Source organism: uncultured Rothia sp. (assembly GCF_916715725.1).
GTDB lineage: Bacteria > Actinomycetota > Actinomycetes > Actinomycetales > Micrococcaceae > Rothia.
Map to the genome: position 1 here is coordinate 84,089 of NZ_CAKAPD010000005.1, position 21,516 is coordinate 105,604.

15 protein-coding genes, 2 tRNA genes and 1 other RNA gene are annotated in these 21,516 nt (G+C 58.6%); 10 read left to right on the plus strand and 8 right to left on the minus strand.

What is annotated here, in order from left to right:
• Window positions 1–114: 114 nt before the first annotated feature.
• The 4 genes from QZ822_RS04540 to QZ822_RS04555 form a co-directional block, all read right to left on the minus strand.
• A complete protein-coding gene (locus QZ822_RS04540) occupies window positions 115–3,450 on the minus strand; it encodes an S-layer homology domain-containing protein (protein WP_294642934.1) in 3,336 nt (1,111 codons plus the stop codon).
• Window positions 3,451–3,686: 236 nt separating this feature from the next.
• Window positions 3,687–6,878 carry an S-layer homology domain-containing protein gene (locus QZ822_RS04545; protein ID WP_294642935.1) on the minus strand — a complete coding sequence of 1,064 codons (3,192 nt, stop codon included), beginning with the start codon at window positions 6,876–6,878 and terminating at the stop codon, window positions 3,687–3,689.
• 502 nt (window positions 6,879–7,380) lie between these two features.
• Entirely contained in the window at window positions 7,381–8,451 is a 1,071-nt protein-coding gene (locus tag QZ822_RS04550; protein ID WP_294642937.1) for an S-layer homology domain-containing protein, read from the minus strand.
• A 376-nt stretch (window positions 8,452–8,827) separates the two neighbouring features.
• Window positions 8,828–9,619, minus strand: a complete 792-nt coding sequence (locus tag QZ822_RS04555; protein WP_294642939.1) for a YaaA family protein — start codon at window positions 9,617–9,619, stop codon at window positions 8,828–8,830.
• 160 nt (window positions 9,620–9,779) lie between these two features.
• Here QZ822_RS04555 and rnpB point away from each other — a divergent pair.
• Window positions 9,780–10,185: RNase P RNA component class A (gene rnpB, locus QZ822_RS04560), an RNA gene on the plus strand.
• Between the two features lie 133 nt (window positions 10,186–10,318).
• On the opposite strand, the gene def is transcribed toward rnpB, so the two are convergent.
• From def to orn, 3 genes are all read right to left on the minus strand, one after another.
• Window positions 10,319–10,891 (minus strand): peptide deformylase, encoded by a 573-nt coding sequence (gene def / locus QZ822_RS04565; protein ID WP_044141710.1) that lies wholly within the window; start codon window positions 10,889–10,891, stop codon window positions 10,319–10,321.
• Between the two features lie 132 nt (window positions 10,892–11,023).
• Window positions 11,024–11,096: transfer RNA gene (locus QZ822_RS04570), tRNA-His, on the minus strand.
• A 106-nt stretch (window positions 11,097–11,202) separates the two neighbouring features.
• Complete coding sequence (gene orn / locus QZ822_RS04575; RefSeq protein WP_294642941.1) at window positions 11,203–11,889, minus strand: oligoribonuclease; 687 nt, start codon at window positions 11,887–11,889, stop codon at window positions 11,203–11,205.
• Window positions 11,890–12,127: 238 nt separating this feature from the next.
• Between orn and mptB the strand changes: the two genes are divergently transcribed.
• Together mptB and QZ822_RS04585 are read left to right on the plus strand one after the other, a co-directional pair.
• Complete coding sequence (mptB, locus tag QZ822_RS04580) at window positions 12,128–13,801, plus strand: polyprenol phosphomannose-dependent alpha 1,6 mannosyltransferase MptB (RefSeq protein WP_294642943.1); 1,674 nt, start codon at window positions 12,128–12,130, stop codon at window positions 13,799–13,801.
• A 120-nt stretch (window positions 13,802–13,921) separates the two neighbouring features.
• Window positions 13,922–13,997: transfer RNA gene (locus QZ822_RS04585), tRNA-Arg, on the plus strand.
• A gap of 118 nt (window positions 13,998–14,115) precedes the next feature.
• On the opposite strand, the gene QZ822_RS04590 is transcribed toward QZ822_RS04585, so the two are convergent.
• Window positions 14,116–15,018, minus strand: coding sequence for an HNH endonuclease family protein (locus QZ822_RS04590; RefSeq protein WP_294642945.1), 903 nt, complete (start codon window positions 15,016–15,018; stop codon window positions 14,116–14,118).
• Window positions 15,019–15,364: 346 nt separating this feature from the next.
• Here QZ822_RS04590 and QZ822_RS04595 point away from each other — a divergent pair, with 346 nt between their 5' ends.
• The 7 genes from QZ822_RS04595 to QZ822_RS04625 all read left to right on the plus strand — a co-directional run bounded on the left by QZ822_RS04595 (window position 15,365) and on the right by QZ822_RS04625 (window position 21,448).
• A complete protein-coding gene (locus tag QZ822_RS04595; RefSeq protein WP_294642947.1) occupies window positions 15,365–15,973 on the plus strand; it encodes a single-stranded DNA-binding protein in 609 nt (202 codons plus the stop codon).
• Window positions 15,974–16,190: 217 nt separating this feature from the next.
• Complete coding sequence (gene rplS / locus QZ822_RS04600) at window positions 16,191–16,538, plus strand: 50S ribosomal protein L19 (protein WP_005506264.1); 348 nt, start codon at window positions 16,191–16,193, stop codon at window positions 16,536–16,538.
• Between the two features lie 209 nt (window positions 16,539–16,747).
• Window positions 16,748–17,887, plus strand: a complete 1,140-nt coding sequence (gene lepB / locus QZ822_RS04605) for a signal peptidase I (protein ID WP_294642949.1) — start codon at window positions 16,748–16,750, stop codon at window positions 17,885–17,887.
• A gap of 15 nt (window positions 17,888–17,902) precedes the next feature.
• Window positions 17,903–18,730, plus strand: coding sequence for a ribonuclease HII (locus QZ822_RS04610; RefSeq protein WP_294643016.1), 828 nt, complete (start codon window positions 17,903–17,905; stop codon window positions 18,728–18,730).
• 78 nt (window positions 18,731–18,808) lie between these two features.
• Window positions 18,809–19,135 carry a DUF2469 domain-containing protein gene (locus QZ822_RS04615; RefSeq protein WP_005506259.1) on the plus strand — a complete coding sequence of 109 codons (327 nt, stop codon included), beginning with the start codon at window positions 18,809–18,811 and terminating at the stop codon, window positions 19,133–19,135.
• Between the two features lie 319 nt (window positions 19,136–19,454).
• Complete coding sequence (locus QZ822_RS04620) at window positions 19,455–19,910, plus strand: YraN family protein (protein WP_294642951.1); 456 nt, start codon at window positions 19,455–19,457, stop codon at window positions 19,908–19,910.
• Window positions 19,910–21,448 carry a YifB family Mg chelatase-like AAA ATPase gene (locus tag QZ822_RS04625; RefSeq protein WP_294642954.1) on the plus strand — a complete coding sequence of 513 codons (1,539 nt, stop codon included), beginning with the start codon at window positions 19,910–19,912 and terminating at the stop codon, window positions 21,446–21,448. Before QZ822_RS04620 ends, QZ822_RS04625 begins: the two co-directional genes overlap by 1 nt.
• Window positions 21,449–21,516 lie beyond the last annotated feature (68 nt).

Genomic DNA, 21,516 nt, shown 5'->3' on the forward strand with positions numbered 1-21,516 from the left:
AAAAGTCGGGCGAATCAGCCCGAAATTTCAGCCCGCCATCACCGATTGTAAAGCAACACAGTTTCAGGCTGCGTGGCCGCGGGAGGCGACTCTCAAATAACTACTTCAGGGTAACTACTTGAGACGACTGCCGCCGTGCGTCATGCGGTAGAGCATCAGTGAGAACTGCCAAGAGGAAACAGTATCCGAGCTGAAATTCTCACCGTGGCCTCGATAATATTCTGCGTATCCCCAGATAATCTGCTGGGTAGCCCACAGGGATTCCCTCCAGAACGCAGTATCCATACGCTCATACTCGGGCCAGTGCACCCGCGAACGTGAATCCCGTGTGGGAGACTCCTCCGGTACATTACTGCTATCTGACGTATCGCTCTTCGGTACAGGCGAAGACGGCAAACTGCTCGATTCCGGCGCAGGAGCCGGCGCGACCATCCGCTGGTACCTGTACAAGAACGCCAACGTAGAACGCGCCGAAAGGTTCGCCTCCGGGTGGAACTTGCCGTCCACCCAGCCGAACGTAATGCCCTTCTGACGAGCCCAAATGTACGCGGCGTAGTCCGGGTCGCTCGGCGCCACATCCGCATAAGGACTGGTTGCAGGCAGCTCAACATGAGGCGCGCCCGCCAGACGGTACAGCGCCACCGTGACATCGCGGCGACTCAGCACAGTCTTGCTCTCGTCCAGAAGAGCCTGCTGCTTAACCCACTCGACAGCCGCTTTCTGCTCCTCGGTAGTATTCGCCAAGAGGTCAAGATCCTCAGAAGCCACCGACTCGACCGCATCCGCGGCACCGTTCTTGCCGGGGGTTACCTTCTCCAGAACAACCTTGTACGATCCCTCATAATTCAGCGCGCTACCGGGGACGTTCAGCGTCTCCTCAGCGGCACCATCGTGGATGCGCTCAGCGGGGATAACCTGCTCCAAAGCCTTCTCGCCGGTCAGCTCGCCGAAAATATCCGTTGCCTGAACCGAGAAACGGTAATAGCCCTCGGCAAGCTTCGGAAGATTCGAGACACGCGCGGTGAGGGTATTCATCTCCTGATACGGGTTGACGCGCTTATACGGAATGTACAAGTCCGGCTGCGCTACAGGCTGGTCAGGGTTCGGCTGGTTATCACTCGGCTGCCCCGACTGTACCGGAAGGAACTGCGCAACACTGGTCAGCAGACTACCGCTATAATCCTCTTCACCCGGGTGAGGCAGATTAGAGCCGTAGATACCAATCATGTAGAGCCTGCCCGGCTTCAACGTACCCGCTGGAATCGTCATCTTCGTGCCAAAATAGTTATTACGGAAACCTGTACAGTGATGCAGGCAGTTGCCCGTCAACGGAACAACATGGGAGAAAACAGGGCGTCCCATAATCTTTCCTGTAGCCGGGTCTGCCTCATACAGAGTGACGTACGCCTGGCTGTCGTACCCGCCTACGATATTCGGGGGAAGAATATGGTAGCCCTCAACCGTCAGAGTTGTATCCTGCCACGGCTTATCAATCGCCGAAATGCTGTAGCGGTACGTCGGCTGATCAGGCTCAGGGTCGCGCACCGTGGGCAAAGGAATTCGTGCCGTAAGACGGTAATCTTCATACGGATAGTCGTGCGGGTCAGGCTTATCGGACGGGTAGTAGGTCAGCACCACATCGAAGAGCGTACCCTCCGGAACCGTCATCCACTGCTTCGGAATGTCAAGAGTGAACGTGACGCTCCCGTCAGGATTATCGTGGGCCTTACCCTTAGCACGGAGGCTGGCAACCTTGCTGCCGTACTGCGCCTCAGGAAGCGGATTGCCGTAATGTGACTCAAGGTAATTCTCACCGCGCTCCACAATGCCGAACTCATACAGCGTGTACTTCGCGCGGAACTCGGCACTCAGCGGCGCGGTAGTCACAGAGACAGTACCGCCCTCAGAAATGTTGAGGGTGCCCGAGGTGAGCTTCATGCCAACCGGGTTGGCAGGTTTCTTATCCTCCGCAGGGGTGGGAGGGGTCAACGGGGTAGGGGAATCCGCCAGCTGCACTGGTGCAGTAACCGTAAAATTATGAATCTCTGAACCGTAGTAAGGATTATCTGAGAAATAGACCCTCAGTTCCGCCTCGGAACCCAAATACACACCCTGTAGCTCTTTAATATCCTCAGCATTAATTTCAAGTTCTACGGTTTGGGTACCGTCAGGGTTACGGACCACAATTTTGTCACGTTCATAGTAATGTTCACTATTAATGCTTAGGTTGGCAATAGTTTTTTGAGCGGTTTTACTATAAACACTGATTGACCCAATGTAGTACCCCAAATCAACTTCCGGGGAAATATTAGAAATAGTAACTTTATATTTCCCCTCATGGTACGGGTCAACCGTCTGAGGGGACAGTGAAACCTTCGGAAGGGTATTGCGGTACGTATTGCTCTGGTAAGGCATTTTCATGGGGTTCTTGCCCACAGGAACGAAGGGGAAGGCACGCCTCATAGCAATCGGGCCTGAAGGAGAGTCTCCCTGTACCGACAGATAATAACCCTTGCCTGATTTCAAAAGACCGGCAGGAATCGTAATTTTATGCTGAAAATAACCGTTAGGAATTAAGCCATGAAAAACACGCTTAAAGTACGGAGAATCTGAAGGGTCAAAAGGCTCCAGCTCCTTGAGATATTTATGGGTAACATTTGCAGTCGGGTCGTATTCAACGAGAGTAAAACTTAGCTTATTCATCCCGTCAAAACCCGAACCCGTCATATTGATTTCAATTGGTTTTCCGGAATTAATCTGCTCCTCAGAAATAGAATCCACATCATAGGTAATAGAAGGCAGAACAGATGCCGGAAAATCATTCGTCACAGGGAGCACCGTACGAATACGGTCCTCAGTATTCCACTGATAGGGGTGCGCTTCATCCAGCGGGCGGTAGGTCAAAATAACTTCGTACTCCATGCCCGCAGGTATACCGTTGGAAGACACATCCAAATCGGCGCTGAAAGTCCCGTCTGCGGCAGGCGCCGGAACGTCAAAGCGCGGCCCCTGGTATGTGGGCTCCTGGTGAGGGCCGACGTAGGTAGAAGAACCCTTGGGGGCAATAACGAGGCTACGCAGCTCGTGATGCGCCAAGAATTCGGGAGTGAAGCCGGTGCCCTCAACATGCACCGTGCCTCCAGCATAAATTCTTAGTGCTCCGCTAGTGACGCGCAGAGTCGGTAGCGAACTGGTCTGCTCGCCCTGGGCTACAGGATTTTGCTGGTTGTCTGTCTGGCGCTGGTTCAAAGCTGCGGCGGGGGAGGCGGGGGTCGCCTGCGCCTGCTGCTCAGGTGCCGCCTGGGTCGGTGTTGCGAGTGCCGCCGGGGTGATACCGGCCAGCGGGCTCAAGCCCAGCAGCAACGACAGGCTGAGTGCGCGGGCGCTCGCCGGGTGGTGCGGGGTATAGGAGTGCGGCGGGGCGCCTCGTGGTGTGAAGAATGAAGACATCATTATCCCATCTACAAAAAACTGTGCGGTGATTGAAGCGAGCGAGTAGATGAAGTGAGTGAAGAAGCTGAGCGGATAAAGCGTGAGAAGAAAAACCCCGAACAGGGGAGGGAGCGTACCCTGCGCAAGAACCCGCAGGGGCAGGGAAGGAAAAACCGGGGCAGTACCGGCGGGCTGAAAAGCCGAACTACGTCGAACATTCCAGCCCACCGGTCACCCATCACCACGTCCGGGCGCTACCTGAGGTGGCTACCGCCGTGCTCCATGCGGTACAGCATCAACGCAAAATCACCAAAGGAAATGGAAGAATTATCAAAGCCCTCATAGGCGTATTCTCCGTCAATGCTGTAACCCCACATGCGGTAATCAACAGCCCACTGAGCCTCACGCCAGAAAGCGCTGCCCTCACGAACCTTATGCTGCCAGCCACCGGAACTCTGGGGCGCATCCTGGTTACCCGGCAGCGAAGAAGAGGTCGGCGCCTTCGGCGTGACCTGACCCATCGCCTTCTGATACCTGTACAGGAAAGCCACCGTCGACGGGGTCGAAAGGGGCGCATCCGGGTGGAACTTGCCGTCCGCCCAACCGAAGGTAATACCCTTCTGACGAGCCCAAATGAACGCGGCGTAGTCCGGGTCGCTCGTTGCCACATCCGCATACGGGCTAAAAGCAGGTAGCTCAACCTTCGGGGAACCAGCCAATCGGTACAGCGCCACCGTCACATCGCGGCGCGTCAGATTGCTATTCCAGGACATCGGCGAAGGACCAGGCAGAATCTCACGATCAGCAAACCACTGCTCAGCCGCCTGCAACTCATCCTCACGCGTCAGCTTCAGAGGAATATCCTCGACAGCAAGCTGCTCCACCGACTCGCCGGCACCATCCTTACCGGGGGTGACCTTCTCCAAGACCAGACGATAAGCGCCCGAATAGCTCAGCTGCTGAGCAATCGTCAGGTCCATCTCCACCCTGCCATCCTGGATGCGATCGGCGGGAATCGCCTGCTGGAGTACCGTCTGACCGGTCAAACGCCCCTGCTCATCAACATGCTGCACCGAGAGGCGATACGAGCCTTCACCCGGCGCAGAGAGCCCGGTAGCGCGCGCCGTAAACGAGTTCGTCTTCGCGTACGGGCTCAGGACCACCGACCCAAGGTGCAGTGTGGGCCCCGTAGACTCGTGCTCGGGAGAATGCACCGGAAGGAACTCAGCAACATCATTCAGCATAGAACCCGGAGAATCTTCCATGCCGGGGTAAGGCAGCCCGTCCCCATACATGCCAATAAAGTAGAGCTTGCCCGGCTTCAACGTACCCGCAGGAATCTTCATCTCCGTGCTGAAATAGTTATTGCGGAACCACCTGGAGTTAACCCCGTAGTACGTGTAGTCCACCCGCTGAGTGAACACAGGCTCACCCACCATCTTTCCCGTTGCAGGGTCAGCCTCATAGATAGCGATGACCGGAGAATCATTAGAAATCAGTTCCCTGGCCTGCACGAGGACATGGCGTCCCTCAACCCGCAGCGTCGTATCCTTCCACGGGTCATTGATAGCTGATTGACTGAAGGTGTAGGTTCCACGGGTCGGCTGCGCATCCTTAACCACATCAATATGGGCGCGGGCATACAAACGGTCCGCCAGACTCCAAGGCTCCGGCTCAGTTATATCCGACTGGTAGTACGTCATCACAACGTCGAAGAGCTCACCGTCGGCAGCCTCAATGTACTGCGGAGGAACCTCAAACGTGTAGGTGAGGCTACCGTCCGGGTTCTCACGCACCTGATGCTTCAAATCCTTGAGAAACCCGCCGTACTCGTCGAGAGGCGCATAACTATTGTGCTCCGCATACGCGTACAACGATCCGCGCTGCACCAGAACCAGCTCGTAGAAAGTGTACTTCTTACGGAATTCAGCGCTCAACGGAGAAGTCGTCACCGATACCGTGCCACCCTGAGAAATATTGAGGGTTCCCGAATCGACCTTCAACTGAACATTTGCCGGGTTCACCCAATCAAAAGCATCAGCGGCAAGAGGCGCCATCGGAAGCTGGGTGCTCACCGTGAACTTATGGTGACCGTACAAATACTCATAGTCCGAGAACACCACACGCACTTCAGCCACTGAACCGCGAGAAGTCGGCCTATAGCTGGAATAACCGTCAACCTTATACTCAACCTCCACGGTCAGAGTACCGTCAGCATTGCGGGTTACCAGCTCGTCACGCTTATAGTATTGCTCCGCTACATTATTCACCGCAAAAGGTGCCTTCTCACCAGAGGTAGCGTTATAAATCGCCACAGACTCAAGGTAGTACCCCAGGTCCACCTCGGGGGAAATATTAGAAATAGTCACCTTATAGACGCGGTCCTGACCGGGATCAAAATCCTGCGCAGCAACAGATACCTTCGGCAGGGTATTCCTGAACGAATTATCCTGATATGCCATGCGCGCAGGGTTATTGCCCACAGGAACGAAGGGGAACTTACGCGACAGCTTCTTCCACCCGTTCCCCCCGTGGGTTTCTACACCGGAAACATCCAGGGAATACCCCTTACCGGACTTCAGGACTCCCGCAGGGATAGTAACCTTCTTCTGGAAATAGCCGTTAGGAATCAGACCCTTGAAAATGCGCTGATTCTCCTCCGTATCCGGTGCCTTCAGCTCACCAAGCGAAGCCACATCAGAGTTCGTGACCTTTCCCTGCTCATCATGCTCGGATAGGGTGAAGTCCACGGAGCTGACATCCTGAAAACCGGTACCCGTCAGCGTCACCTCAACCGGCTGACCGGAGGCAATTTGCTCCTCAGAAATAGCCGAAACATCATAGGTGATGGAGGGGAGCACAGCCTTCGGGAGGTTGAACTCCACCGGCAACGCCACACGGACGCGATCCTCAGTGTTCCACGCATAGGGGTGCGCATCGTCTACGGGGCGGTAGGTCAGAATGACCTCATACTCCAGATTTGCCGGCAGGCTATTCGCCGGGACCGTCAGGTCGGCACTGAAACTGCCGTCAGCAGCCGGTTTTGGGGCGTCAAAGACAAAGCCGGGGTAATCGACCTTCTGGTAGGGGTTAGCGTAGGTCGAAGAGCCCTTCGGAGCAATCGTGAGGCTACGCAGCTCATGATGCGCCAAGAACTCCGGGCTCAGCCCGGTACCCTCCACGTGCACGGTACCGCCATGAAGAATGTCGAGGGAACCGCTGGACACGCGCAGGGTCGGCAGGGAAGCATCCTGCTTATCACCTTGCGCGGGAGCGTTCTGCGCAGGTTCGTTCTGTACGGGTGCGTTCTGCGCGGGTTTTTCTTGAGGTGCCGCCTGCTGAGCCGCCACCGGCGTCAAAGCCAGCAGCGGAGACAAACCCAAAACCAGGGAAGCACCCGCAACCTTTCGGCGCGTGCCACGAGCAGGCTTAAAGAACGAGGACATCATTATCCAATCTGAATTTTCTGCATGAAAGAGGGCGAATGAGAAAAGAAGTTGAGAGGATAAATGAGTGACAGTCCACCGCACCGAACTCGCCCCGAATCCATATCGTAGAGGAGCCGTAGCGGCGGCATGCTGAAGTGCAATTTCAGCCTACCAACCCGCCCCTTGAACATTCAATGAAAACACGAGAAAAACATGCCGATGAGAGTTATAAGACAAAAAAATCAAAAACTACGCCCCGGCTTTGTATAAAGCCCAAACCCCCCAAAAAAGACCACACATAGAGAAATAAAAACTGGAAACATCACCAGCACTAAAACGGCACCCAGCAGCGACTGCACCAGCAGCGCCCGCACCAGAAAACGGGCACACGAAAAGGGACGGTGAAAGAAAACCTCTCACCGCCCCTTCTATAGCCACTATCTTCAGCTGCTGTTCTTAGAAGTCAACCCAAGCTAAAACACGCAGGGGCAACCGTACGGTTCAAGGCACCTGCCGAATCCTAATCATCGATATAGGGGCTACTGGGGATGGTGTCAAGCATGTCGAGCATTGACAGGACACGAGCCAGCTCCTCGCGGGTAGCAGTCTTGGTCGGACGGAAATCCTTGCTCTTATAGTGATATCTCGTATCGATATTCACCGACGAGTGCAGCCACACCGACTCGGTGTAGAACGGGGCACCCGGCTTCATATCCTGCGGGGTAGTGGGACGGAACCAATAAGAACGACGACCGGGGGTAAGCATAAAGTAACGGTAGAAGAACGCAGCCATCGTAGCGCGGCTAGCCACCGCCTCCGGGTGCATCTTACCGTCAGACCAGCCGGAAGTCAGACCGTTCTGATACGCCCAAATATACGCCGGGTAACGCTCATCCTTCGGGGACAAATCCGGGAAAGGAGAACGCGCAGGAAGCTTCACCTTCGGCGAGCGGGCGCCTCGGTAGATTGCATCCATCAGGTCGCCGCGGGTCACCGCACGCTTAGGGTAGAAGCAACGTTCCTTATCGAGCAGCAGAACCTTTGCCTTACATGACCTGTAGATATCGGGGGCGTACTCGCCATCCATATCAATGTCCACAATGAAAGGTGCCCACGCGAACTCCGTGTCAATCTTGGGGCGAACTTCAAGAGTGCGCAGAATGGTGTACTGCTGACGGCGCGGACGAAGAGACAAGCGAACCCCGTAGTTTCCATTCGGGCCACCGGTGATCTCAGAATCAATGACGTGATGCCTAATGTAGACATCATTCTCGATGCGCTTCTTCGGCTCAAGAGAGAAGAAATAGAACTGGGTGAAGCCCTTCTCCTTGGTGTAGTAGCCAACCTCAATGTACGGGGTGTACAGACCGGTATCAAGCACAGCCTGCAGGCCGGTAATCTCGTAGCTGAGGTTGAAGCCGCTAATATCAAACGACGCCTCGGTAACCTTGAAGGTCAGCGGGGTGGTCTTAACGTCCAAGGTGGCAGCCTGGGCGTTCTGCTCGCTGGCGTGGTAAGCGCCCAAAGCGCCAGCGACTGTTAGTGCTGCTGCACCCTTAAAAAGGGCGCGACGAGAGGAAAAAGTAGACATAACGTTGTCCCATCGATGTGTTTCTGAGTGGTTACTTCTACGCTAGCAAACCAATAACCATTGGGTAAGCCTCTAGTCGTTTGCTATACGTACGTGGCGTGACGTGTTTCCATGTGTGTTGAGTTGAAAATGTGAATGTTAGTGAGTGAAATACCCGCCACCAATGGCGAGACGTTTAACACTATAAACATTTTTACTCGCAAAAAGAAGGCGGCTAGCTAGACACTAACCGCCTTCTCTGCTCATCAAAAGCTACCCCTAAAATGTGGGGAAATGTGGTTTTACAAGGGGTAATACAGATTTAAGCCCCTAGAAAAATAGTTAAAAAATTTTCAATATGATGCAAAAAATAAGAGGAAATAAATAGTTGGGCAACCTACTGCTCATGCACCAGCAGCGTCAAAACACCCGCCTTACGCGCCGTCGGCAGGGTGCACTCCACCGACCAGTCCTCGCTGACCGCCTCCAAAAATTCGGCAATACCCGCCGTGGAGCCATCAATAGGACGAGCCGCCAAACCCGACTGAATCAGGTAGCGCGCAAACAATCCACGGTAATGCTTCGCCATGTGCGAGACAACCTTACGCGACCCATCAGCCGCGACACGCTCCACACGAACCGCCAGAGTCTGCGACGGGGGAGTCACCCACGACTTCGCGTAGGCGGCAGAACGGCAATCCAGAATCAGCTGGTCCTTCGCAGTTGCCTCCAGGGTGGTACCCAGCGCGCCCTTCCAGAAGGAGGCGAGCGCACCAATCGAACCCAGCTTCACGCCCATGGACAGGCGGTAGGCGGGGATTGCATCCTCGGGGCGCAGAATACCCCACAGCGCCGAAGAAATCAGCAACGACCAGTGCGCGGCGTCGCGTTCGGCGGGGGAGAAGCTTGCATAATCCAGCGCCTCGAACAGCACACCCGTGTAGGTGCAAATTGCGGGCTGCGCCGGTTCGGTGAGCAGGCGCGTGTTGCGTTCCACTTCAGCTTCGAGGGATGCACCCACCTTGAGCTCTGCCAGGGCATCGGGTCCCGAGCTGACCGCGGTCAGCTCCTCCAGGACGCTCTCACGCTCGGAAGTGAGCTCAGGGAACGAGAGGTCAGCGAAGCATACGGGCGCGTTGCCAGCCGGGGCGGGGGTCTTACCTTCAGACGGGGGAAGAAGAATCAGCATCTCTCCAGTGTACCCGCGAGACGCAGGGTAGCTACGAGGCGCAGTGTAGTTGCGAGACGTCAGCGTGCCCGCGAGGTCGCTAGTGTACCCATGTGTACCTGCGAGACGAACCCAGAAAATAGCTACCGCCAGGGGTGTGCGTATAATGGGTGAGGTGAAACGGGCCGTCCGGGCAATCGCGAGGCACACGTGCTTCGAGGAAAGTCCGGGCTCCACAGCACAGGATGGTGGATAACATCCACTCGGGGTAACCCGCAGGCCAGTGCCACAGAAAGTAAACCGCCGCGGTTCGCCGCGGTAAGGGTGAAAGGGTGGTGTAAGAGACCACCAGCGGGCGCGGTGACGTGCCCGGCTAGGTAAACCCCATTCGGAGCAAGGTCAAACAGAATACGCCATGGTAGGGTAGTGCGCCCGATCCCCGTCAGCTTCCTTTACGGAGGTGGGGTGCGTATTCGGGTAGGCTGCTTGAGACGTGCGGCAACGTACGTTCTAGATAGATGATTGCCTCGAAACGCCCCTTTAGGCGGCGTTTTAGACAGAACCCGGCTCATAGGATGACCCGTTTCACGCTACCGTTAGCTGACGGAAAACATTATCGGCTGATGGAAAACGAAGACCGCGAATGCGCTTTTAGAGTGCATTCGCGGTCTTCGTTTTAAGTTCTCGGGAGGTCGGTCCGACCTTCAAAAGAGCTCGTGATTAGTGGCCGAAGGGATCCGGATCCACGCCGGGCATCCACGAGTTACCGTCGACGGTCCAGCCTTCCTTCTTCACGACCTTCTTCATCTTGCCGGTCCACTTCTTGTTCAGACGGTTCACGTACAGCTTGCCGTCCAGGTGGTCAGTCTCGTGCTGCATGCAGCGTGCGAACCAGCCGGTCGCCTCAAAGTGGACGGGGTTGCCGTGCTCGTCAAGACCATTCACGGTCACCCACTCGGCGCGCTTGAGGGGGAAGCCGTAACCGGGGAAGGACAGGCAGCCCTCTTCCTCCTCGTACGGGTCCGGGTCAGCGGTAGAAATCTTGCCCAGGGTCAGTACCGGGTTGATGATGCAGCCGCGCGGGGGAACGCCGTCCTCATTCTCCATCTTGTAGGTGAAGATGCGCAGGCCCACGCCAATCTGCGGTGCCGCCAGGCCTACACCGTTGGATGCGTCCATGGTTTCGTACATGTCAGCTACGAGTTCCTTGAGCTCATCATTGAACTCGGTGACGGGTGCCGCGGGGCGGTGCAGAACGGGGTTGCCGTGAATAACGATGGGGCGAATAGCCACGGAATTATCCTTTGCTTGTGTTGAATGGGAACTGTTGAACGGGAACTTGCCGGGTACACCGTGCGCGAGTGAACCGGATTGAGGGTAAGCGAAAGGGTCGTTACGGATAACCATAACGACCCTTTCCATCGGGGTGATCGACGGGGGTTGAACCCGCGACCTCCTGGACCACAACCAGGCGCTCTGCCAACTGAGCTACGACCACCATGTGCTTCGCTTGGTTTCCCTTGCGATATGCAACGGATACTACTGTACAGGAGATTCAGATACCTGCCAAGTTGAAAAGCCGTGATGCTCGTTACATGCCTTGCTTACGCCTCGGATGCCTCAGCCGCCTCAGAAGTGGATGCCTCAGCCTCGCGCTCAGCCGCCTCGCGTGCGGCACGCTCAGCCTCCACCTCACGCGCAATCTGCGCTGAAGCAATCGCATCAGGGCCCTGCGGCACAAAAATAGCGCGGCGGTAATACTTCAACTCATCAATCGAGTCCTTGATATCACCCAGTGCGCGGTGGTTACCGGTCTTCGCCGGGGCGCTATGACGAGCCGCCGGGTACCAGCGCGACGCCAGCTCCTTAATGGTCGACACATCAATCACACGGTAGTGAAGATGCGCCATGACCTCGGGCATGTAACGCTCCAAGAAGCGCTTATCCATGCCCACCGAGTTGCCGCCCAGCTGCGCCTTGCCCGCCACCGGAACATACTTCTTGATGTAGCGAAGCACCTGCTCCTGCGCGTAATCCATCGACACGCCGTGCTCAATATCGGGTAGCAGACCCGATGCCTCATGCATCGAACGCACAAAGTCATTCATGTTCTCCAACGCACCGGCAGGAGACTCATCACCGGGCTTAATGACGAACTCAACACCAGAACCCAGAATGTTCAAATCGGCATCCGTGACCAGAACGCCCACCTCGACGAGAGCGTCATTCTCCACGTCCAGGCCGGTCATCTCGCAGTCAATCCATACAATACGTTCACTAGAAATACTCACCCTCCCACTCTACCCCCAAACGCCGCCGGCCCGGCGGACAGCACGTCACAAAGGGGCACAAGATGGTGCAAGACGGCACAGGCGGATGCGCAAACGGCGGCAATGGGGGAGAACTGCACCCCTCTGCGTGCCCTTGAGGAACGTCCACAAGTGCCTTCGCAACAGTGATTCTCGCAAGTGCATCCAAGGGCTCCGGTATGATAAAAACCAGAACGACGATGCAGACAGAAAGGGAGTTATGCGCGCACCAAAGGAGCTAGCACACCGGCTCACCACCCCCGGCGCACACGACGCACCTCTCTCACCCAAACTCTTGGACTACGTCAATAACCACCGTCTGCGCACGGTGATTATCGGCACCATCGGCTCCATCATGGTCACCCTCGGCTCATACGCCGTCGGCTGGCTCGCCGACAGCTCCAGCTTCTGGCGCTACGACATTATTCGAGCCATCCGATTCGAAGCCGCATGGGTCATCACCGGCATTATCATGCTCGCCCTCGGCGCCATGATTATGTGCCGTGAATGGTTGCGCATCTACCAGAAAATGGGCGACTGGAACGAACCCAGCACCATGCGTTGGATGATTGCCGTCATCACCAGCTGGTCCCTGCCGCAGATTTTCGCGTTCACCATCTACAGCCGCGACATGTTCTCCTACTACGGTCAGGGCATGGTCATGGCGCACGGCCTCAACCCGTACAAGCATGGCGTTTCCGAAATCTCGAACTTCATGCAGAACGGTGCGGACCCCATGTGGGCGGAATCCCCGCCCCCGTACGGACCGGTCTCCCTCAAATTTGAAGAGTGGATTGTGCGCCTGGCGGGGGAGAACATCGACCTCTCCCTCTTCTACTTCCGCCTACTCTCCGTGCTCGCGGTTATCGGCATCCTCTTCTACGTGGCAAAGCTCGCCAAGGCACACGGCTTCAACCAGGTCCGCGCCCTCTGGCAGATCGGCCCGAACCCGCTGTTCATCGCATCGTTCATCGCCAGCGGCCACAACGACTCGCTCATGACCATGTTCATGCTCGGCGGCCTCTACTACGCCAAGCGCTACCGCGACACCCGATGGGGCGGCCCGCTCGGCGTGACCTTCGTAGCCCTCGGTGTTGCCGTGAAGCCGCTCGCCCTCGTGGTGTTGCCCTTCGTGGGTCTGCTCTGGGCGGGTAAGAACGCCTCCTGGCCGCGCAAGTTCATCTTCTGGGCTCTTTCCGGCGTGTTGCTGCTCGCCGAAATGGCGCTCATGGGCTGGGTGACCGGACTGGAATTCGGCTGGATCAAGGCGCTCTCCACCACCGGCGGCCAGTACATCTGGTACACCCCCTTCGGTCTGGTCATCGGCGCCGCATCCCTGTTCGTTCAGGGTGATGCCTTCGAGGTCATCCGCAAGCTCATCGAGACCGTTGGCAAGGGCATCGGCATGCTCGGTGCGGTAGCCATGGCATTCGTCGGACGCGACCGCAACATCGTGCGCCACGCCGGCCTCGCCATCCTGTTCATGCTCCTGTGCAGCCCCATGATTCAGCCCTGGTACCTGCTCTGGGCAATCCCGATGCTCGCCGCAACCGGCCTGCGCTCGCATTTCCAGCTCATGTGGTACTTCATCACCACGCTATTCTTCATGGCGTACGGTGTGAGCGACCAGCTGAACGTTTCGCCCTACCTGCGTGACTTCAACCAGGACATGGGTCGACTCATCGCGACCGTCATCTGCCTGGGCTACATCATCTACCTGGTCGCCCTCGACCCGGCAACCCGCCGCCTGGTGTACGTGAGCCTGCACCCCACGCAGATTCGCCGCACCACCATCCGCCTGTGGTGGCAGCTGTTCCCCGGCGCATCGAGCCGCCGCGCACGCCGCCGCGAGGCGAAGAAAGCAGAACGGGAAGCCGCCAAGGTAGGTTCCTAGCGCGAACTCCTAACGTGCCCGTCTGGCTGGGTAGCCCGATGGGGCAACCTAGCGGAACAGCCTCCACCCGTAGAGGCGCGGTGCATGAGAGGCTCAAAATCTCATGTACCCTAGAGGAAGGCCTCAGTAGCTCAGAGGATAGAGCAGGAGCCTTCTAATCTCTTGGTCGGGGGTTCGATTCCCTCCTGGGGCGCCACAGATGAAAACCGCCCCGCACCCTAAACTCAGGGTGCGGGGCGGTTTTCTGTATGCATTTACGTTTTGCGCCGCCGTACGTAAGGAGGCGGTGCCGGGAGACTACTTCTTGGTCGGGACTATTTCTTCTTAGTCGGGTTCGTGTCCTTGCAGGAGTTGAGCACGCGCTCCATAACCTTCTTCTCGTCCGCGGTCACCCACAGCTTGTACTTCGCCTTCACGTGTACCTGACGAGCCACGTAGGTGCAGCGGTAGGCGGTGTTGCTCGGCAGCCACTCGGAGGCGTCCGCATCGGACTTCTGCTGGTTCGCCGGGCCGTCCGCTGCGAGCAGGTTCTCCGGGTCGTTCGCCAGCTGGCGGCGCTGCTCGGCGGTCAGATCCTGCGCGCCGGTCTGCCAGGCGTTCGACAGAGCCACCACGTGGTCAATCTGCACAGCCGAAGAGGTCTTCTTGCCGCGCTTGAACTCGATGGTCTTGCCGGTGTACGGGTCATCCAGGGTGCCGGTAATGACGGTGCATGCGTGGGTCCTGACCTTGAAGCGAACGTTGGTCAGGTCGCGGCGCAGAATGTCGTCGCGGGTGTTGCACTTGTTGCCGTCAACGTCATCCCAGGCGGGGCCGAACTGGTCGCGAGAGTAACCGTTCTTCGACGCGCGATCCTTCACCTGCAGGGACGCCAGCTCGCTCTTCGCGGTCGCAAGATCTGGTGCGAGCGCGGTCGCGGGGTCAACCGCCTTGTAGGGGTTCTTGACCTCGGCGAGGGTTTCCGTTGCGACGTTCGCTTCTTCGTCATCTGCGGTGGAGGAGGTGCTCTTATCGGTGCCGAGCAGGCCGTCCACGCCGTTCTTGCTCACGTAGACCAGACCAATAATCAGCACGATCACGGCAAGCACAGCGAGCAGACCGTAAATAAGGCGCTTCTTCTGCGGGTCCATCGAATCGGGTAGCTTGGGCAGGTTGCGCTGTAGCTGCTGAAGTTCCTGCAGGGAGGGCAGGTTGTTGTTCGCGGGCTTTTTGCTCACGGGTTCTCCAAGGCGGGTAGACGGGACGCGGCTGAGTGCACCGCATCATCAAGGATAGAGCGCGCGGGGCTGAAATAGTGAACTTGAGGGCAAAAATAGCCGCCCCGACGCTGAGATACCTATCACGACGTCGAATGGGGCGTAGTCGTCATATTTCTGCAGGAAGCATGTTGCCCGCGGGCGATTTTTGAAAAAATGGGGTGAAAAGTTCAAAAACTCTATCCACAGGCGGCGCTCAAAACTGCAAAACGCGCGGTTATCCACAGAACCGGTAACCGCCGGATGCAGGAGCGGGTCAGCCCTGGCAAGGTGAAGGAACCCACCCACTAGTTTCTAAGGAGAAACCATGAGCGACACCATCCTGATCCGCGGATTCACCGCCTCCGACCCGACACTGAGCACCCTGCCCAACGGGGTGCCCGTCGTGAACTTTCGCCTCGCCAGCACCCCGCGCTGGCAGGACGCCACCGGCACCTGGAAAGAAGGCACCACCAACTGGTACACCGTGAAAGCCTACCGTCGCCTCGCCCAGAACATTGCCACCTCCATTGAGAAGGGGCAGCCGCTGGTCGTGAGTGGCCGCCAGCGCATTAGCCGCTGGAACCGCGAAGACGGCACGCAGGGCACTACCGTAGAGGTGGATGCCCTCGGCATCGGTCACGACCTGAACTACGGTACGAGCACCTTTGCCCGCACCGTGGAGAAGCGCACGGTCAACGAGGGCTCCCTGCAGAGTGCGTCTCAGCAGGACGCACCTCAGCTGGGTATGCCGCATTCGGGTGCGCCGTTGCAGGAGACGCCTCAGCCGGGCATGTCTCAGTACACGCAGCAGTATGCCCCTGCGCACGCACCCCAGCAGAACGCGGAGGCGCCGGGCGTGACCGCTCCGGGTGCTTCGGTGCAGAACGGGGGAGCACAGAGTGGCGTATCCCAGAGTGACGAACCCCCCTTCTAAAAGTGCTCCCCGGATGCTTGCATAAACGCGGGTGCATTGGGATAATGGAGCATTGTGTTGACATCGGGCACGCCCCTGCCGCAGGGGGAAGAGCGACCAACGATGTCAACCTTCGGGCACCAATCCTGTCCGAAGCATCAAGTTTTCTGTCCCGCAGTGGGGCAGAGCAATCTGAGTCTATTTGACCTGCGGCAGATGGCTCTGGAGATCTACAACTATGCAGACTCTTGACTTCCTCGACAAGAAGTCCCTCCGTGACGACGTCCCCGCATTCGGCCCCGGTGACACCCTGAACGTTCACGTTAAGATCGTTGAAGGTAAGAACCACCGTATCCAGGTCTTCAAGGGCTTCGTCGTTGGCCGCCAGGGTGCAGGCGTTCGCGAGACCTTCACCGTCCGCAAGGTTTCCTTCGGCGTTGGTGTTGAGCGTACCTTCCCCGTTCACTCTCCCTCCATCGAGAAGATTGAGCTGGTGACCCGCGGTGACGTCCGTCGTGCAAAGCTGTACTACATGCGCGACCGCCACGGTAAGGCTGCTCGTATCCGCGAGAAGCGCGAGTTCTAATCTTTATAGATACAGAATTCTGTTGCAAACCGCTCCCCAACCGCATTCTGCGGGAGAGGAGCGGTTTTTGCATATTCTGAGACCCCGCTTTCTGAGAACCTTGCCGCTCTCAGAAAATAAAAGCCCAAGAGCGCAAGCACTCTCGATACAATAGCTAGGTACCGTTTCACTCGAGCTAGGTATCTCTCAAACGAAAGGCTCACTCCAGCATGGCAGACGACAAGAACACTGCGAACACCAGCCCCTTCCCCGAGGGATACCAGCCTCAAAGCCGCCGCGAGCGCCGCGAAATGGAAGAATACTTCGCGCGCCTCGCTGCCGAAAAGGCTACTGCAGAAAAGAGCGCCGCAGAGAATGATGGTGCTGAAAAGGTTGCACCCGAGAAGGCTACCCCCTGGAGCGCTGCCTCTTCCACCGAAAGCGATACTAAGAGCACCTCTGAGCGCGATCACGAGGTGGTAGCTAGCGCCGAGGCGAGCGCCGCCTCCGCAGATGCCGCCGTTGTGACTTCTTCCGCCGCGAAGAACACTAAGCGTGAAGAAACCACCGATGAGGAGAGTGCCGCAGACGTGGAAACCACCAAGGACTTCTCCGAAATGACCCCCAAGGAACGCCGCAAGGCAAAGCGTGCCGAACAGGCGGAGCTGACCTACTCCCAGGCGCAGGAAGAAGGCCGCCTCGGCGAATGGCTCTGGGTGCAGGCACGCGAGGGCGGTACCGTCATCCTCTACGCGCTGGTCATCGCATTCCTGGTCAAGACCTTCCTGCTGCGCGGCTTCTACATTCCTTCCGGCTCCATGGAGCAGACCCTGCAGGTCAACGACCGCGTGTTCATCAACGTGGCGGGCTCCTACTTTAGCGAACCCAAGCGCGGCGACGTCATCGTCTTCAAGGACTCTCAGGGCTGGATTCCCTCCACCCAGAAGACCAGCAGCCCGCTCAAGGATGCCCTGTCCTTCGCGGGTATTCTGCCGGATACCTCCTCGAACTTCCTGGTCAAGCGCGTTATCGGTACCCCCGGTGACGTGGTCGAAAGCGACGGCAACGGTAAAATCAAGGTCAACGGCGTAGAGATTACCGAACCGTACCTGTACCCCGGCAACCCGCCCTCGGAGGTCCCCTTCAAGGTGACGGTGCCCGCCGGCAAGTACTTCGTCATGGGCGACCACCGCAGCAACTCCGCCGACTCCCGCTACCACATTAGCGACGGCACCGCGTTCATCTCCAAGGATGACGTGCAGGGTAACGTGTTCGTGGTGGCGTGGCCGCTGAACCACTTCGGTCTGCTGCAGGATCAGAGCTCGGTGTTCTCCTCGATTCCCGCACCGACCTCCACCCCGAGCGAGTAAGCGAGCTTGGAAATGATGGTGAGCGCCCAGAAGAGCGCAACGAAACCCACTCAAGCTAAGCCCGCGAAGACAACCCCGCCCGCCGCCGACCTTGAGTACGAGCAGCAGCTCTTCGCCTCCGGTGCCCGCACGGTTGCCGGAATCGACGAGGTAGGCCGCGGCTCCATGGCGGGCCCGGTCACCGTGGGCGTCGCAATCCTCACCCCGGACGCCACCCTCGAGGTGGGCGGGCTGATCGACTCCAAGGCGCTCTCACCGGCACGCCGCGAATCCATGGTTCCTGAAATCCGCCAGTGGTGCGCCGTGGCGGTCGGACACGTGGAACCGGCGGACATTGACCGGCTCGGCATGACCCTCTCGCTGAGGCTTGCCGCCCAGCGTGCGCTCGCAGAGCTGGCGCGCCGCGGATACCGTGCCGACGCCGCCCTGCTGGACGGTAAGCACGACTGGTTTACGCCTCCGCAGGAGGACCTGTTCAGTGCCCTGGCACCGGACCCGGCGCAGGCGCACTACAACGCCCTGCTTGCCCAGGCATGGGACGGTGTGGGTGAGGGTGGTGCAGATGAGCCCGCGCAGATGCCGGTGACCATGGTCATCAAGGGTGACTATAAGTGCGCCTCCATCGCCGCCGCCTCGGTGGTTGCGAAGGTCGAACGTGACGAGCTGATGGTCCAGCTGGACGCCCGCTACCCGGGGTACGGCTGGGCAAAGAACAAGGGCTACGGATCTGCCGCTCACCGCGAGGCGATTAGTGTGCAGGGCCCCAGCCCGCAGCATCGACTCTCATGGTCGCTTCCGGCGACTGCCGAGCAGATTGAGGCGGCGGCTGCACAGCGCGGCTAAGGCGCAGGACGCGGCACCCTCGGGAGCCCGCATGCTACCGCTGAATCAGTACTAAGAAAGCCCAGGAAAGGAAGAGTAGTGAGCGCAGAAGACCTCGAAAACTACGAGACCGACGCCCAAATGGCGCTCTACCGCGAATACAAAGACGTCATGTCGCTCTTTAGCTACGCGGTAGAAACCGACCGACGCTTCTACCTGGCAAACCAGGTGGACGTCACCCCGCACGTGCAGGACGGCACCCTCTACTTTGAGGTGAGCATGAGCGACGTGTGGGTGTGGGATGTATTCCGCTCCAACCGCTTTGTGAAGAAGGTACACGCCTACTCGGTGCGTGACGTGAACGTGGAGGAGCGCCTGCCCAACCAGGAGTTCACCGTGCCGGAAATGCCGGACTTCAACGCCTAGTTCAAGCCCGATTCAATGCCTTGCCGGGGGGGGGTAACCGCGGGTAGGCGCGCCGGTGCCCAAGTTGCCGGGCGGCGGGACTGAGTGATGAAAGTGCGCGCAGAACCAGGCGACGAACCTGCGCAAATATGACGCGCCGAATCGGCGCACGGGCGGTATTTTTGAAAAATATGCCCCAAAATTTCAAATAAACGACTGTGGATAACCTCTAATTCCTTCTGGAAGCCGAGGTTATCCACAGTTTTTCGTTAACCACCTTCGAGCACGCGCGCGGCGGGCACAGTAGAAGCACAACCGCTATCTACCGGGGGAGAGACCCATGACAACAGCCCGAATAACAGCCCGCGCCGCAACCCGAAGCGCACCCAACAGAACCCAGCTCCAGCGAACCCTGCCCCGCGCCCACAGCGTCGGGCGTTGGGGTGAGGAGCTGACCGCCCGCATCCTGGAGGCGAACGGCTACCGCATCCTGGAGAGGAACTGGCGCCCGCCCGCCGGACTGGAACACGAACAGATCCGCGGGGAGCTCGATCTGATTGCCATCGACCCCGAGGATGAACTGGTGTTCGTTGAGGTCAAGACCCGCAGCAGCGAAGACTTCGGGCACCCGTTCGCGTCCATTGACCGCGATAAGGCACGCCGCACGCGCTCGCTGGCGATTCTCTGGTGCCGCCTGCGTGAGAACCTGGATTTTCCGCGCTTTCGCATTGACGCAATTGCGGTGACCGGAACCTGCGAAACCTTCACCTTCGAGCATCTGAAGGCGGTGGCGTAATGGGATTCGCACGCACCTATTCCGTGGCGCTGGTTGGCCTACGCGGGCACATCGTTGATGTCGAGGCTGACATTTCGCAGGGCCTGCCCGGCTTCGTGCTGCTGGGCTTACCCGATACTGCGCTCAACGAGTCTAAAGAGCGTGTGCGCTCTGCGGCGAAAAACACCGGCATCACCCTCACTCAGCACCGGCTTACAGTGAACCTGACCCCGGCGACCCTGCCCAAACGCGGCTCGGCGTTTGACCTTGCCATCGTAGTGGCGGCGCTGCAGGCGGAGAAGAAACTGCACCCCAGCGGCGATAGCGTCTTTCTGGGTGAGCTGGGCCTGGACGGAACGCTACGCCCCGTGCCGGGCATCCTGCCTGCGGTCAAAGCCGCCGTGGATGCCGGTCACCACCGCGTGATTGTGCCCGCCGAAAATGCTGAGGAGGCGGCGCTCATTCCCGGCGCTCAGGTGAGCGGTTTCCGCTGCCTGGCGGAGGTTTTTGCCGCTCTCGGCGCTGAGAGTCAGAAGCTGACCTACCCACCCGCCCCGCAGACGGAGGCGAGCGCCCCGGTGGCGAAATCGGCTGAAATTCCCTCGGATATGAGCGATGTTGCCGGTCAGTCGCAGGGTCGTTTCGCCCTGGAAATTGCCGCTGCGGGCGGTCATCACATGCTGCTGACTGGCCCGCCCGGTTCGGGTAAAACCATGCTGGCGGAGCGCCTGCCGAGCATCCTGCCGACCCTCGACAACGATGCCGCGATGGAGGTGACTGCAATCCGTTCTCTCTGCTCGGCGGGGGAGCACCTGAGCGAGCTGGTGCGTCAGCCGCCGTTTGAGGCGCCGCATCATAGCGCCTCCGCGCCGGCGATTCTGGGTGGCGGCAGCGGCATTCCCCGCCCCGGCTGCGTGTCTAAAGCGCACCGCGGCGTGCTCTTTCTGGACGAGGCGCCGGAGTTCAAACGCACGGTGCTCGATTCGCTCCGTCAGCCCCTGGAGTCGGGGACCGTGACCCTGGACCGTTCGAGCGCGTCGGCGACCTATCCGGCGCGGTTTCAGCTGATCCTGGCGGCGAACCCGTGCCCCTGCGGCATGAACGTGGGCACCGGTACGGAGTGCACGTGCGCTCCGCGTGAGCGTCGCGCCTATTTTGGGCGGCTGTCCGGCCCGCTGGTGGACCGCATTGACGTGAATGTGACGGTTCCGAAGGTGTCGTCCACGGAGCTTGCGGGCGGTCAGGTGAACGAGAGTTCGGCGCAGATTCGTGAGCGCGTCATGGCGGCGCGGCAGGCTCAGCGGGAGCGTCTGGAACCGTATGGGTTGAAGACGAATGCGGAGATGAACGGCAAGATTCTGCGCGGCCCGTTGCGTCTGGATGCGAAGCTCACCGGCGAACTGAACGCCGCCGTGGACCGCGGAACGCTGACGGCTCGCGGCTACGACCGGGTGCTGCGTATCGCCTGGACTCTCGCCGATTTGGAGGGCGCCGCCTACCCGAGCCGGGAGCACCTGGATGTGGCGCTCTTTTTGAGGCAGCAGGGGCAGCTGAAATAGAGGCGGCTGAAATAGCGTGCCGGTTTATAGAACGAATCACTGACGAAAGGAGAAGAAGGTCATGAGCG